This window comes from Streptomyces sp. NPDC014870 (genome assembly GCF_043081505.1).
Taxonomy (GTDB): Bacteria; Actinomycetota; Actinomycetes; order Streptomycetales; family Streptomycetaceae; genus Streptomyces.
Genome location: NZ_JBIBWQ010000001.1, coordinates 432,246 through 445,045, shown reverse-complemented (window position 1 = coordinate 445,045; position 12,800 = coordinate 432,246). Strand labels below are relative to the sequence as shown.

Below are 12,800 nucleotides of genomic sequence, written 5' to 3'. Positions count from 1 at the left end.
CATGGCTTCCCCGGTGCTCGACGCGCGGACCGCCGCGTCCCCCGACAAGGCCGGGCCGTCACCCCGGCGCACGCGCGCGTGGGCCCTGCCGGAGGTCCGCTGGGCCGCGCTGTCCGCCCTCGCCTTCCTCCTCGCCCTGCCCCTCGACCTGGCCGGAGCCCCCGCCTGGGCCTGGGGGCCGCTCTACGCGGTCTGCTACGCCGCCGGCGGCTGGGAACCCGGCCGGGAAGGGCTCGCCGCACTGCGGGAGAAGACCCTCGACGTCGACCTGCTCATGGTCGTCGCCGCCCTCGGCGCCGCGGCGATCGGCCAGTACCTCGACGGCGGGCTGCTCATCGTCATCTTCGCCGTCTCCGGCGCCCTGGAGGCGCTCGCCACCCGCCGCACCGCCGACTCCGTGCGCGGACTGCTCGACCTCGCACCCGCGCGGGCGGTACGCCTCACGGCCGCCGGGACCGAGGAGCCGGTGGACGTCGCCGACCTGCGGGTCGGCGACACCGTCCTCGTACGGCCGGGGGAGCGACTGCCCGCCGACGGCACCGTGCTCGACGGCGCGAGCGACGTCGACCAGGCCGGCATCACCGGCGAGCCGCTGCCCGCCCCCAAGGCGCCGGGCGACGAGGTCTTCGCCTCCACCCTCAACGGCACGGGCGCGCTGCGGGTACGGGTCGACAAGGACGCGGCCGACTCCGTCGTCGCCCGGATCGTCGCCCTCGTCGAGGAGGCGAGCGCCACCAAGGCGCCCATCCAGCTCTTCGTCGAGAAGATCGAACAGCGCTACTCCGTCGGCGTCGTCGTCGCCACCCTCGCGCTCTTCGCCGTCCCGCTCGCCCTCGGCGCCGAGCTGACCCCCACCCTGCTGCGCGCCATGACCTTCATGATCGTGGCCTCGCCCTGTGCGGTCGTCCTCGCCACCATGCCGCCCCTGCTCTCCGCCATCGCGACCGCCGGCCGGCACGGCGTCCTCGTGAAGTCGGCCGTGGTCATGGAACGCCTGGGCACGGTCGACCGGGTCGCGCTCGACAAGACCGGCACCCTGACCGAGGGCGCGCCGCGCGTCACCGGCGTCGAGGGGGACGAGGAGGCGCTCGCCCTCGCCGCCGCGGCCGAACTGCCCAGCGAACACCCGCTGGCCCGCGCCGTGGTGGCCGCCGCACGCGCGCGTGGGCTGCGCGTTCCCGAGGCGAGCGACTTCGCCTCGATCCCCGGCGACGGCGTACGGGCGACGGTCGAGGGGCGGGAGGTACGGGTGCGCCGGGCGCCGGGCGAACACGCCGACACCGCCGTCGAGGTCCTCGTCGACGGCACCCGCGTCGCCGTGCTCGCCCTCGCCGACCGGCTCCGCGACGGCGCCCCCGAGGCCGTCGCCGCCCTGACCCGCCTCACCGGCGTCACGCCCACCCTCCTGACCGGCGACAACGCGGGCGCGGCGGCCCGGATCGCCGAGCGGACCGGTATCACCGACGTCCGCTCCGGGCTGCTGCCCGAGGACAAGGTCGCGGTCGTACGGGAGTGGGAGCGGACCGGCGCCCGGGTCCTGGTGGTGGGCGACGGCGTCAACGACGCCCCCGCCCTGGCCGCCGCCCACAGCGGCATCGCCATGGGCCGGGCCGGCTCCGACCTGGCCCTGGAGACCGCGGACGCCGTGGTCGTACGCGACGAACTGGCCGCCGTCCCCGCCGTCGTGGCCCTCTCCCGCCGCGCCCGCCGCCTGGTCGTCCAGAACCTGGTGATCGCGGGCAGCTGTATCGCCGCCCTGGTCGTCTGGGACCTGGTGGGCCACCTGCCGCTCCCGCTCGGCGTGGCCGGCCACGAGGGCTCGACCGTCCTGGTGGGCCTCAACGGCCTGCGCCTGCTGCGCGACGCGGCCTGGCGCAGGGCGGCCGACGAGGGGCAGCCCCGAACGCGGATGCCGCGGCGATGACACCTACGGGCATTGCTAGCCTTGAGCGGCCTCGTTCAACGACCCCGGGAGTGTGTGTGGCTGAGGGACCTGCTCCGGACCTGATGGGCACGGTGCGCCGGATCGACGGGTTGCTGGACCGCATCGGCCTGAACCGCGGGGACGTCCTGCGGGTGCAGGGCGACGGCGGGCTCTCGTACGCCTCCGGAGTGCCGGTGGTGGACGTCGAGAAGCTGCTGCGCGGCGAACCGCTCGACCCGGCCGGGTCAGGGGCAGCCGGCGCGGACGCGGTCGAGGCACGCCACCGTCGCGTGCTCGAACGCATCCTCTTCCTGCGCGCGACCCGGATGAGGACGGCCGTTTCGGGCATCAGACGGCCCCACTCGCTCGCGGAGATCGCCACCGCCGTCGGGACCAGCGCGCAGTGGCTCGACAAGATGATCAAGACCGGCAAGGTGCCGAACCTCGACCACGCCGCCGGCATCGCCGCGTTCTTCGGGGAGAAGATCGAGTTCCTGGTCGCCGAACCCGCCGAGGCCCTGGACCGCGTCCTCCAGCAGATCCACAAGGACCTGTTGGAGCGGACCGTGGAGCGCCAGGACCAGGACCTCCAGCGGCTGCGCAACGGGGTGCCCACGGGCGGGGTGGACCCCGAGCTCGGCGTCGTCGCCTTCGCGGCCCGGGCCCTCGTCGACGTACCCGACGACACCGCCCAGCCGCTGATCGCGCTGATCGAATCCGTCGCCCGGCGCTCCCGCGAGGAGCGCGCACGGGAGACCCGCGCGGCCCTCGAACCGGGAGTGGGGCACAATGGCGTCGGTTGATCACGGCTGACCGAAACCGTGGCTGAGCAGCGGTAACGCACAACGAACGACGCGCGGGGGCTGTGTGTCGGGATCGATCAAGGGGGCACCGGTGCTGGTCTCGCGTCAGATGAAGCGCCATCGTGACGAGCTCTGCGCGGGTCTGGGGGAGCCGCCCGCGGCAGGACCGGTGGAGCTCCTGAACGCCATCTGCGCGAGCGCGGCGAAGCTCAAGGGCCGCGAAGTCCGCCTGATGCTGGAGGAGTTCCCGCCGGAGACGGTGACCGGACTCTGGTTGGACATGGGCGACTACGACCTCATCGCCCTTGAGGCGAACACCTCGCCCCTGCATCAGATCGTCATCCTCGGGCACGAGTTGTGGCACCTCAAGGAAGGCCACCGCGGTCACGGCGGCGCCGCCGGCGCGCCGGCCGCGGCGCGCATGCTGGGTGACCGTTGGAGCCTGAGCGACGCCGTCAGGCACGTCGCCGCCCGTACGGAGCCGGACCTCGCGGAGGAGCGCCGTGCCGAGACGTTCGGCCGCATGCTCGCCGGCAAGGTCAGGCCCTACCTGGAGGGCGGGCAGGGCACGCGACAAGCCGCGGGTGTCACCGGCCGCATCTGGGCGTCACTCAAGGGCTGAGGGTTCGTCGCAACGTGAACCTCTACATCCCCGTCGCGGCGCTCGCCCTCGTCCTGGTCGTCAAGTTTCCCTCCCTGGTGAAGCACTGGCGCAACCCTGTCGTCCGCAGCGCCAACACCACGATCTTCCTGCAGGCCGCGGCCTTCTTCTTCTCCGCACCGCCCACGATCGTGGCCGTCAACGAGATGACCGGCGTCAGCAACTTCTCCGTGGTCCTCGTCTACTGCCTGCTCTGCGCGTACGCGTGTGCCTGCCTGGTCCTTCTGGAGAACTGGCGGGAGGACACGCGGTCGAAGCCCTGCACCCACCGCAGGGTCCGGTTCTACATCGCGAGCCATGTCGTCGTCGCGATTCTTCTCGTCGGCCTCTTCGCCCTGGGCGACGCACCGGTGGAACGGACGCGGGGCTTCGAGACCTACTACGCCACCACCCCCTTCATCCGCGAGATGATGCTGCTCTGCCTCACCACGACCACGACGACGGCCGCCCTGGCGGCCGCCACGTGCTGGAACTGGGCGCGGGACATCCACTGGGGTGGCCGCGAATGGCGGACGGCGACGGGTGCCTCGCTCCGCCTCGGGCTGAGCTTCCTCGGTGCCGGGTTCCTGACCCACCTCACCTACGGTGTGGCGAACTTCGTCGCGATCGTCGTCGTCTGGCTGGGCCGCGACGGCAGACCGATCAACCGCGTGGGCGTGTCCTTCGCCGCCCTCGGATCCCTCCTCGTGGCCCTCGGTTTCCTGATCCCGGTCGTCGGACCCTGGCTGGCGGAGCGAGTGATCGTGCCCCTGAGGACCCTCCGGGCCCTCGGCCCGCTGTGGCGCGCCGTCAGGTGCCCGGCCGATCGCCGGACCAGGGTGCGGCTCACCACCCCGTGGTACGCGGGCCCCGGCCGGCGCCTCACGGACCGCATGACCGACATCCACGACCGGACGCTGGAGCTTCTGGCGTACTGCTCGCAGGAGGTGCGCGCCGACGCCTGCGCGCGGGCCCGGGCCGGCGGAGCGACCGAGGCCGAGAGCGTCGCGACCGGCCTGGCCGCCATGTTCAAGGCGGCGGCCGCCGCCCGTGCCCTCGGTGGGCCCGCAGACAAGGAGGAGGCCGCGGCGGCGGCCCGGGCGTTGCGCGCCGCCGAAGCCGAGTACCGCGACCTCCTGGTCGGTGTCTCCCGCGCCATGCCCGCGGTGCCTGCCGTGTCCGTGGGTACCCCCGTAGCCCCGGATACGGAGTCGTCCCCCGTGTCCCCCGTCGGGGGCGGGCCGTAGCGCGGCCCACCCCCTCGTCGGAAGCTCAGGGACGGGCCCACTTGGCACGTGCGGAGTCCGCAGGGCCGTGACCCGCTCAACCCTCCAGCTCGGCCAGCGCCCGCGTCAGCCACTCCACCCAGAAGCGCTCCAGGTCGATCCCGCCCCGCAGGACGAGATGGCGCAGCCGGTCGGGTTCGGTCTCCCTGCGGGCGGCCGGGAAGTCCCTGACCTCGATCGCCAGGTACTCGTCCAACTGGCTCTGGTGCAGATCGAGATGGCGGCGCAGCTCCGCGCGCATGCCCGGTGCCCCGACCACCGCCGCCGCGCGCATCCGGAGCAGGAGGGCGGAGCGGAGCGGCTTGGGGTCCTCGGTACGGGCGACCCAGTCGGCCAGCTCGGTGCGGCCCGCGGGCAGCACCTCGTACTCCTTCTTCTGGCCACGCGCCGGCACCGGAGCGGGCAGGGCCCTGATGTGCCCCGCCTGCTCCAGCTTGCCCAGCTCGCGATAGATCTGCTGGTGCGTGGCCGACCAGAAGTAGCCGATCGACCGGTCGAAGCGGCGCGTCAGTTCGAGGCCGGAGGACGGTTTCTCGAGCAGCGCCGTGAGGATCGCGTGCGGGAGGGACATGCCCGCATCCTAGATTCGGCCCGCCGACGCGATCACAGGGTGGCCGCGAGCCGCGTGCCCTGGTCGATCGCGCGCTTGGCGTCCAGTTCGGCGGCCACGTCGGCGCCGCCGATGAGGTGCGCCGTACGGCCCGCGGCGAGCAGCTCCTCGTACAGACCGCGCCGCGGCTCCTGGCCGGTGCACAGGACGACGGTGTCGACGGGCACGATCCGCGACTCGCCGTCGACGGTGAGGTGCAGGCCCTCGTCGTCGATCCGCTCGTACGCCACGCCCGCGACCATCGTGACGCCCCGGTGCTTCATCTCCGCGCGGTGGATCCAGCCGGTGGTCTTGCCGAGGCCGGCGCCGACCTTGGAGGTCTTGCGCTGGAGCAGGTGGACCTGGCGCGGCGGCCGGGGCCGCTCCGGGGCACGCAGCCCGCCGCGGCTCTCGTACGAGGTGTCGACGCCCCACTGCTTGAAGTACGTCTCGGGGTCCTGGCTCGCCCCCTCGCCGCCGTCGGTGAGGTACTCGGCGACGTCGAAGCCGATGCCGCCGGCGCCGAGGATCGCGACGCGCTCGCCGACGGGCGCGCCGTCGCGCAGGACGTCGAGGTAGCTGACGACGCTCGGGTGGTCGACGCCCTCGATCTCCGGGGTGCGCGGCGTGACGCCGGTGGCGACGACGATCTCGTCGTACCCCTCCAGGTCGCCGGCGGAGACCGGGGTGTTCAGCCGGACGTCGACGCCGCGCGCGTCCAGCTGGACGCGGTAGTAGCGGAGGGTCTCGTCGAACTCCTCTTTGCCGGGGACGCGCTTGGCGATGTTCAGCTGGCCGCCGATCTCGTCCGCCGCGTCGAACAGGGTGACCGCGTGGCCGCGTTCGGCGGCGGAGACGGAGAAGGCGAGACCGGCCGGTCCCGCGCCGACGACGGCGATCCGCTTGGCGAGCCGGGTGGGGGAGAGGACCAGTTCGGTCTCGTGGCAGGCGCGCGGGTTCACCAGACAGGAGGTGATCTTCAGGCTGAAGGTGTGGTCGAGGCAGGCCTGGTTGCAGCCGATGCAGGTGTTGATGGCGTCGGCGCGGTCGGCGGCGGCCTTGGCGACGAAGTCGGGGTCGGCCAGGAAGGGGCGGGCCATGGAGACGATGTCGGCGCGGCCCTCGGCGAGGATCCGCTCGGCGACCTCGGGGGTGTTGATGCGGTTGCTGGTGACGAGCGGGATGTTCACCGAGCCCATCAGCTTCTGGGTGACCCAGGTGTAGGCGCCGCGCGGGACGGAGGTCGCGATGGTCGGGATGCGGGCCTCGTGCCAGCCGATGCCGGTGTTGATGATGGACGCGCCGGCGGCCTCGATCTCCTTGGCGAGGGAGACGACCTCCTCCAGCGTGGAGCCCCCCGGGACCAGGTCCAGCATGGAGAGGCGGTAGATGACGATGAAGTCCTCGCCGACCTGCTCGCGGATCCGGCGGACGATCTCCAGCGGGAAGCGCACGCGGTTGGCGTAGCTGCCGCCCCAGCGGTCGGTACGGTGGTTGGTGGCGGCCGCGATGAACTCGTTGATGAGGTAGCCCTCGGAGCCCATGACCTCGACGCCGTCGTACCCGGCCTCCTTGGCGAGCTCGGCGCAGCGGGCGTAGTCCTCCACCGTCCGCTCGACCTCGGCGTCGGTCAGCTCGTTCGGTACGAAGGGGCTGATCGGTGCCTGGATCGCGCTCGGGGCGACGAGCCCGGGGTGGTAGGCGTACCGGCCGAAGTGCAGGATCTGCATCGCGATCCGCCCGCCCTCGGCGTGCACCGCGTCGGTGATCTGCCGGTGCTCGGCGACCTCCTCCTCGGTGGTCAGCTTGGCCCCGCCGTCCCACGGGCGGCCCGCCTCGTTCGGGGCGATGCCGCCGGTCACGATGAGCCCGACACCGCCGCGGGCGCGCTCGGCGTAGAAGGCGGCCATGCGCGCGAACCCGTTCTCGGTCTCTTCGAGACCGACGTGCATGGAGCCCATGAGCACCCGGTTGGGCAGGGTGGTGAACCCGAGGTCGAGCGGGCTCAGCAGGTGCGGGTACGGGGTCGCAGCCGGGGTCGGGTTCATGGGGGCGCCTCCTCGCGCAGGATCGTCACCCCTGTTCTAAGTGACCCCGCCCCCGTTATGCAACTAGTTGCAGAAGGCTGGTCGAGTGATCTGCGCTACTACTCGGTAACCGCCGTCTCGGCCCACACTGCCAGCTCCTCCGCCGTACGCGGACCGGGCACGTCCGGGCCGAGCAGGCCGTGAGCCCGGAGGAGACGGGTGACCGCCATGCCCCACGGCCGCCGCAGCCGCGCCGCGTCGAGCAGCGCGTCGTCGGCGAGCAGCTCCTCGATCGGCCCGGTCCGCAGGCCCTCCGGGGTGAGGACGGCGGCCTCGTCCGCCCAGCGCAGCGCCAGGTCGACGTCGTGCGTCGCCATCACCACCGTCGTGCCCGCGTCGCGCAGCCTGCCGAGCACCTCCAGGAGCCGTTCCTGCCCGTGCGGATCGAGCCCCGCGGTCGGCTCGTCCATGATCAGGACCCGCGGGCGCATCGCCACGGCGCCCGCGATCGCGGCCCGCTTCCGCTGCCCGTACGACAGCAGATGCGTCGGGCGGTCCTCCAGCGCGACGATGTCCAGCGCCTCCAGTGCCTCGCGCACCCGGAGCCGTACCTCCTCCTCCGGAAGTCCGAGGTTCATCGGGCCGAACGACACGTCCTGCCCGACCGACGCGGCGAACAGCTGGTCGTCCGGGTCCTGGACCACCAGCTGCACGGTCGTCCGCAGCCGCGTCAGCCCCTTCCGGTCGTACGACACCTCCGTACCGTCGAGCCGGAGGGCCCCGCCGCCGCAGCGCAGGCCCCCGCTCAGCAGCCGCAGCAGCGTCGTCTTGCCGCCGCCGTTGCGGCCGAGCAGCGCGAGCGCCCGGCCCTCCGGCACGGCGAAGTCGACGCCGTCGAGGATCAGCGGCCCGTCCTCGTAGGCGAACGTGGCCTTCACCAGCTCCACGACAGGGGGTGCGGGACTCACGGCAGTGACCTTTCCAGGACGAGGGTGAGGGCGACGAGCCCGGTGAGCAGGGCGGCCGTCGAGGCGAGGAACCGGCCCGAGACCGCCGCCTCGGGCACCAGGACGCGCAGCGTCCCGTCGTAGCCCCGCCCGGCGAGCCCGGACTGCAGCCGCTGGGCCCGGTCGAAGGCGCGGACGAACGAGGTCGCGCCGAGCCCGGCGAGCGAACGCCAGGTCGCCGCCCGCGTCGTCAGCCCGAGGCGGGCCGCCTGCGCCTGTCGGATTTTGGATAGGGAATCCAGAAGGAGAAAACTGATCCGGTACATCACCAGCGCCACGTCCACCACCGGCGCCGGCACCCCCGCCCGCACGAGCCGGGGCAGCACGTCCGACACGGGCGTGGTGAAGGCGAACAGCAGCACGCCCAGGGACGCCGACGAGGTCCGCAGCAGCAGCTCACCGGCATGGACCGGGCCGTCCTGAGCGAGCACGACGAGACCCCGCGCCCCGCCCACCTCGAAGAGGAGCGGGACCGCGCCGGTCACACAGAAGCCCAGCGGGATGCGGAACGCGCGCCACAGCTGACGCCCCGGCACCCCCGCGGGACCGAGCAGGACGGCGAGGGTCGCCGCCGCGACCAGGACGGCACCCGGCCACGGCGGCAGACAGACCGCGCACAGCGTGAGCCCGAAGCCGAGCGCGGCTTTCTCGCACGGGTGACGGCGGCGCCAGCGACTGCTGTGCGCCGCCGCGTCGATCGGCAGCACCGGCGGCTAGACGTCGTCGCCGGACGACGCCGACCGCAGCGCCTTCGCCTTGGCGCGCGCCTCCCCCTGCTTGCGGCCCCGGTGCACACCGAAGTAGTACGCCAGCACACCCGCGCCGAGCGCGGCCTGCAGGGCGAACAGTGCCGACTCGATCTCGCCGGACGCCGGCTCGTAGAGCGGGCTGAACCACGGCTCGTAGTCCGGGGCGATCTCCGTGATCGCCGCCTCCGCCTCGGCGTCTGCCCCGGCGAACGGCTCCTCCTTGTGGTCGCCGAGACCCAGAACCAGCGGGAGCACCGCAAGGGCCGCGACGACGAGCAGGAGCAGGGAGTTGATCTTCGCGTTCCGGCTCATCAGGCGCTCGCCTCCGCCTTCTCGTTCTTCTTGCGGGACGGGAGCAGGACCCCGAGCCTGGTCAGGTCGGCCTTGCTGGACTGCGTGAGCAGCCGCATGACCAGCACGGTGAGCAGACCCTCGCTGACGGCGAGCGGCAGCTGCGTGACGGCGAAGATGGAACCGAACTTGGCCAGCGCCCCGAGCACACCGCTGCCCGGGTCGGGGAAGGCCAGCGCGAGCTGGACGCTGGTGACGCAGTACGTCGACAGGTCGGCGACGAACGCGCCGAAGAACACGCTCACCATGAGCGGCACGTCGAACCGGCGCAGCAGCCAGTACGTACCGAATCCGGCCCACGGCCCGACGATCGCCATCGAGAACACGTTGGCCCCGAGCGTCGTGAGCCCGCCGTGCGCCAGCAGCAGCGCCTGGAACAGCAGGGTGATCGTGCCCAGGACCGCCATCACGGGCGGGCGGAACAGGATCGCGCCCAGGCCCGTACCGGTCGGGTGCGAGCAACTGCCCGTGACCGACGGGATCTTGAGGGCCGACAGGACGAAGGTGAACGCGCCGGACGCGCCGAGCAGCAGGGTGGACTCGGGGTTGGCCTTGACCTCACGGGTCAGCGCGCGGACGCCGTGGACGACGAAGGGAGCGGACGCGACGCCCCAGGCGGCCGCGTGCACAGGGGGCAGATACCCCTCGGCTATATGCATGGTTGGGAGACCCTCTCCAGCACCTCGTGGATGGACAACGCACCTTGGCCGGTCTCCTGGCTGACGGGTCATGCCGCCGCGGCTCCGCCTTCCCACACCACCGCGGTCTCCCGCAGCGGTCCAGTGGCTTCCCCGGAGGGATGGAGCCGGACTTCCCGATCACAGTGGCGAGGGCCGCACCGGTACCGCACCGGTTTCCCGTACACCAAGGCGCTGTGACATTAGTGGGTTGACCAGGTACATCACAACACGGGGGCACTCCGGGACGGTGTGTGACACATCTCCCGCGCGCCCCCTGCCCGCCTCTCCTGCCCCTGGTGCGCGCTCACTCCTTCCGGTACGTGTACGCCTCCGCCGCCGCGGCCGACACCGCGTCCAGGTCGCCGCCCGCGCTCGCCGTCACGAGCGCGGCGACGGCGCCCTCCACGAAGGGCGCGTCCACCAGCAGCGCCCCCTCGGGCAGCTCGTCGCCCTCGGCGAGCAGTGCCTTCACCGTCAGGACTGCGCTCCCGAGGTCGACGAGGAGAGCCACCCCGGCGCCCCCGTCGACCGCCTTCGCCGCCTCGACGATCCGCTCGGAGCTGGTGCCGAGCCCTCCGTCCGGGGTGCCTCCGGCGGCGGCGACCGGCGCGGTCGCCCCACATCCCGCCAGCCCCCGGGCCAGCTCGGCCACGGAGTCGGCCACCGCCGCGCTGTGCGAGACCAGCACGATGCCCACCTGACCGGTCATGCGGCGGCCACCTCCGCGAGCGCGGCGATCAGCAGCGCCGACGAGGTCGCCCCGGGGTCCTGGTGCCCGATCGAGCGCTCGCCCAGATAGCTCGCCCTGCCCTTGCGCGCCCGCAGGGGTACGGTCGCCAGGGCACCGGCCTCGGCCGCGTCCCGGGCGGCGGCGAACGAGTCGCCGAGCGCCTCGGCCGCGGGCACGAGCGCGTCCAGCATCGTCTTGTCGCCGGGCTTGGCACCGCCCAGCTGAGCGACGCCGGCGACCCCTGCGGTCAGCGCCGCCGCAAGCTCCTCCCGCGTCACCGCTCCGGCCTCGCCGAGCGCCTTGCCGGTGCGGCGCAGCATCGTCCCGTAGAGCGGCCCGGACGCGCCGCCGACGGTGGAGATCAACTGCCGCCCGGCCAGGACGAGTACGGCCCCCGGGGTCTCCGGCAGCTCCTTGTCCAGGACCTCCGTCACGGCGGCGAACCCCCGCTTCAGATTGGCGCCGTGGTCGGCGTCGCCGATCGCCGAGTCGAGCTCGGTGAGCCGGTCGGCCTCGCGCTCGACGGCGCCGGCGGCCGCGGCCAGCCAGCGACGGAAGAAGGCGCCGTCGAACAGCTCCCCGCCGTCGTCGGTCTCGTCGTTCACGCCCCGGCTCCCTCGCCGGCTCGCTTCCTCGTTCATCTCGGACATCCCGCCCTCACCGACCCCAGCGCAGGGCGGCCGTCTGCACGGGCGCGTCCCAGAGCCGCAGCAGTTCCTCGTCGGCCTCGCAGAGGGTCACCGAGCAACCGGCCATGTCGAGCGAGGTCACGTAGTTGCCGACCAGCGTGCGGGCGACGGGCACGCCGCGCTCGGCCAGCACTCGCTGCACCTCGGCGTTGAATCCGTACAGTTCGAGCAGCGGCGTGGCACCCATCCCGTTCACCAGGGCGAGCACAGGCCCGGAGGGTCGCAGGTCCTCGAGGACGGCGTCGACGGCGAAGTCGGCGATCTCGCGCGAGGTCATCATCGCCCGCCGCTCGCGCCCGGGTTCACCATGAATACCGATCCCCAACTCCAGCTCTCCCTCGGGTAGTTCGAACGTCGGACTGCCCTTGGCGGGCGTGCTGCAGGCGCTCAGCGCCACACCGAAGCTCCGCGACCGCTCGTTCACCCGCCGCGCGATCGCCTCGACCCGCTCCAGCGGCGCCCCCTCCTCGGCCGCGGCCCCGGCGATCTTCTCCACGAAGAGCGTCGCCCCGGTGCCCCGCCGCCCGGCTGTGTACAGACTGTCCGTCACGGCCACGTCGTCGTTCACCAGCACCTTGGCGATCTGGATGCCCTCGTCCTCGGCGAGTTCGGCGGCCATCTCGAAGTTGAGGACGTCACCGGTGTAGTTCTTCACGACGAACAGCACCCCGGCCCCACTGTCGACCGCGGCGGCGGCCCGCACCATCTGATCGGGCACCGGCGAGGTGAACACCTCGCCAGGACACGCGGCCGCCAACATCCCGGGCCCCACGAACCCCCCGTGCAACGGCTCGTGCCCGGACCCACCCCCGGACACCAGCCCCACCTTCCCGGCGACGGGCGCGTCCCGCCGCAGCACCACACGGTTCTCGACATCGACGGTGAGCTCGGGATGCGCGGCGGCCATACCCCGCAGCGCGTCGGCGACGACGGTCTCCGGAACGTTGATCAGCATCCTCACGGGTATCTCCTTGGGATTCTGGCGGAGGAGGGTATTCGCTGGGTCTTCACAGGTCAGACTGTGTCTTCGCGATAGATGATCTTGGCGATGGGTGGCGCCTCCTGGCGCCTTCGGTCGGAGCTGACGCTGACTTGTGTGACGGTTTGTCAGGTGGCCATGGCGGAGGGGCGGGTGGCGGTCGTGATTCCCTTCCTCGGCAGTATTGACGTTGCCGCCGCGAAGGTCACGTGGGCAAGGCTGAAGCCGGGCGAGTGCGTTCCCGCCCGGCCGTGAAGCGCTCGGAGGCCCACCAGCCGTGCGACCAGCAGCAAGGAGGGCTCGGTTCCCGGAGTTGGTATCCGCAGGCTTCGGCTCAACAGCGCGC

At 72.7% G+C, this 12,800-nt stretch carries 13 protein-coding genes and 1 riboswitch; of the genes, 4 read left to right on the top strand and 9 right to left on the bottom strand.

Annotated features, from left to right (window positions below):
• The first annotated feature begins 1 nt into the window (after position 1).
• The 4 genes from ACF09C_RS01900 (at position 2) to ACF09C_RS01885 (ending at position 4,614) form a co-directional block, all read left to right on the top strand.
• Entirely contained in the window at positions 2 to 1,924 is a 1,923-nt protein-coding gene (locus tag ACF09C_RS01900; protein WP_392087525.1) for a heavy metal translocating P-type ATPase, read from the top strand.
• Between the two features lie 56 nt (positions 1,925 to 1,980).
• Positions 1,981 to 2,727, top strand: coding sequence for a hypothetical protein (locus tag ACF09C_RS01895; RefSeq protein ID WP_392087523.1), 747 nt, complete (start codon positions 1,981 to 1,983; stop codon positions 2,725 to 2,727).
• Between the two features lie 91 nt (positions 2,728 to 2,818).
• Positions 2,819 to 3,349 (top strand): toxin-antitoxin system, toxin component, encoded by a 531-nt coding sequence (locus ACF09C_RS01890; protein ID WP_392087520.1) that lies wholly within the window; start codon positions 2,819 to 2,821, stop codon positions 3,347 to 3,349.
• A gap of 14 nt (positions 3,350 to 3,363) precedes the next feature.
• On the top strand, positions 3,364 to 4,614 hold the full coding sequence (locus tag ACF09C_RS01885; RefSeq protein ID WP_392087517.1) for an MAB_1171c family putative transporter: 1,251 nt from the start codon (positions 3,364 to 3,366) through the stop codon (positions 4,612 to 4,614).
• Between the two features lie 76 nt (positions 4,615 to 4,690).
• On the opposite strand, the gene ACF09C_RS01880 is transcribed toward ACF09C_RS01885, so the two are convergent.
• The 9 genes from ACF09C_RS01880 to dhaK all read right to left on the bottom strand — a co-directional run bounded on the left by ACF09C_RS01880 (position 4,691) and on the right by dhaK (position 12,436).
• Complete coding sequence (locus tag ACF09C_RS01880) at positions 4,691 to 5,224, bottom strand: PadR family transcriptional regulator (protein ID WP_392087515.1); 534 nt, start codon at positions 5,222 to 5,224, stop codon at positions 4,691 to 4,693.
• Between the two features lie 32 nt (positions 5,225 to 5,256).
• Positions 5,257 to 7,290: an FAD-dependent oxidoreductase gene (locus ACF09C_RS01875; protein ID WP_392087513.1), complete on the bottom strand. Its 2,034-nt coding sequence runs from the start codon at positions 7,288 to 7,290 to the stop codon at positions 5,257 to 5,259.
• Between the two features lie 98 nt (positions 7,291 to 7,388).
• On the bottom strand, positions 7,389 to 8,237 hold the full coding sequence (locus ACF09C_RS01870; RefSeq protein WP_392087511.1) for an ATP-binding cassette domain-containing protein: 849 nt from the start codon (positions 8,235 to 8,237) through the stop codon (positions 7,389 to 7,391).
• On the bottom strand, positions 8,234 to 8,983 hold the full coding sequence (cbiQ, locus tag ACF09C_RS01865) for a cobalt ECF transporter T component CbiQ (RefSeq protein WP_392087509.1): 750 nt from the start codon (positions 8,981 to 8,983) through the stop codon (positions 8,234 to 8,236). Before cbiQ ends, ACF09C_RS01870 begins: the two co-directional genes overlap by 4 nt.
• A 6-nt stretch (positions 8,984 to 8,989) precedes the next feature.
• Positions 8,990 to 9,337: an energy-coupling factor ABC transporter substrate-binding protein gene (locus ACF09C_RS01860; RefSeq protein ID WP_392087507.1), complete on the bottom strand. Its 348-nt coding sequence runs from the start codon at positions 9,335 to 9,337 to the stop codon at positions 8,990 to 8,992.
• Positions 9,337 to 10,035 (bottom strand): energy-coupling factor ABC transporter permease, encoded by a 699-nt coding sequence (locus ACF09C_RS01855; RefSeq protein WP_392087504.1) that lies wholly within the window; start codon positions 10,033 to 10,035, stop codon positions 9,337 to 9,339. Before ACF09C_RS01855 ends, ACF09C_RS01860 begins: the two co-directional genes overlap by 1 nt.
• Positions 10,036 to 10,063: 28 nt before the next feature.
• Positions 10,064 to 10,288, bottom strand: a riboswitch (cobalamin riboswitch).
• A gap of 72 nt (positions 10,289 to 10,360) precedes the next feature.
• Positions 10,361 to 10,765 carry a PTS-dependent dihydroxyacetone kinase phosphotransferase subunit DhaM gene (locus tag ACF09C_RS01850; RefSeq protein ID WP_392087502.1) on the bottom strand — a complete coding sequence of 135 codons (405 nt, stop codon included), beginning with the start codon at positions 10,763 to 10,765 and terminating at the stop codon, positions 10,361 to 10,363.
• Entirely contained in the window at positions 10,762 to 11,361 is a 600-nt protein-coding gene (gene dhaL, locus ACF09C_RS01845) for a dihydroxyacetone kinase subunit DhaL (protein ID WP_392088658.1), read from the bottom strand. The genes ACF09C_RS01850 and dhaL overlap by 4 nt, the downstream gene beginning before the upstream one ends.
• 82 nt (positions 11,362 to 11,443) lie before the next feature.
• On the bottom strand, positions 11,444 to 12,436 hold the full coding sequence (dhaK, locus tag ACF09C_RS01840) for a dihydroxyacetone kinase subunit DhaK (protein WP_392087500.1): 993 nt from the start codon (positions 12,434 to 12,436) through the stop codon (positions 11,444 to 11,446).
• Between the last annotated feature and the right edge of the window lie 364 nt (positions 12,437 to 12,800).

Bases quoted from the DNA above. Each gene is read 5' to 3' on its own strand.
- ACF09C_RS01900 (WP_392087525.1), top strand. From the start codon at position 2: ATGGCTTCCCCGGTGCTCGACGCGCGGACCGCCGCGTCCCCCGACAAG.
- ACF09C_RS01880 (WP_392087515.1), bottom strand. From the start codon at position 5,224: ATGTCCCTCCCGCACGCGATCCTCACGGCGCTGCTCGAGAAACCGTCC.
- ACF09C_RS01875 (WP_392087513.1), bottom strand. From the start codon at position 7,290: ATGAACCCGACCCCGGCTGCGACCCCGTACCCGCACCTGCTGAGCCCG.
- ACF09C_RS01860 (WP_392087507.1), bottom strand. From the start codon at position 9,337: ATGAGCCGGAACGCGAAGATCAACTCCCTGCTCCTGCTCGTCGTCGCG.
- ACF09C_RS01855 (WP_392087504.1), bottom strand. From the start codon at position 10,035: ATGCATATAGCCGAGGGGTATCTGCCCCCTGTGCACGCGGCCGCCTGG.
- ACF09C_RS01850 (WP_392087502.1), bottom strand. From the start codon at position 10,765: ATGACCGGTCAGGTGGGCATCGTGCTGGTCTCGCACAGCGCGGCGGTG.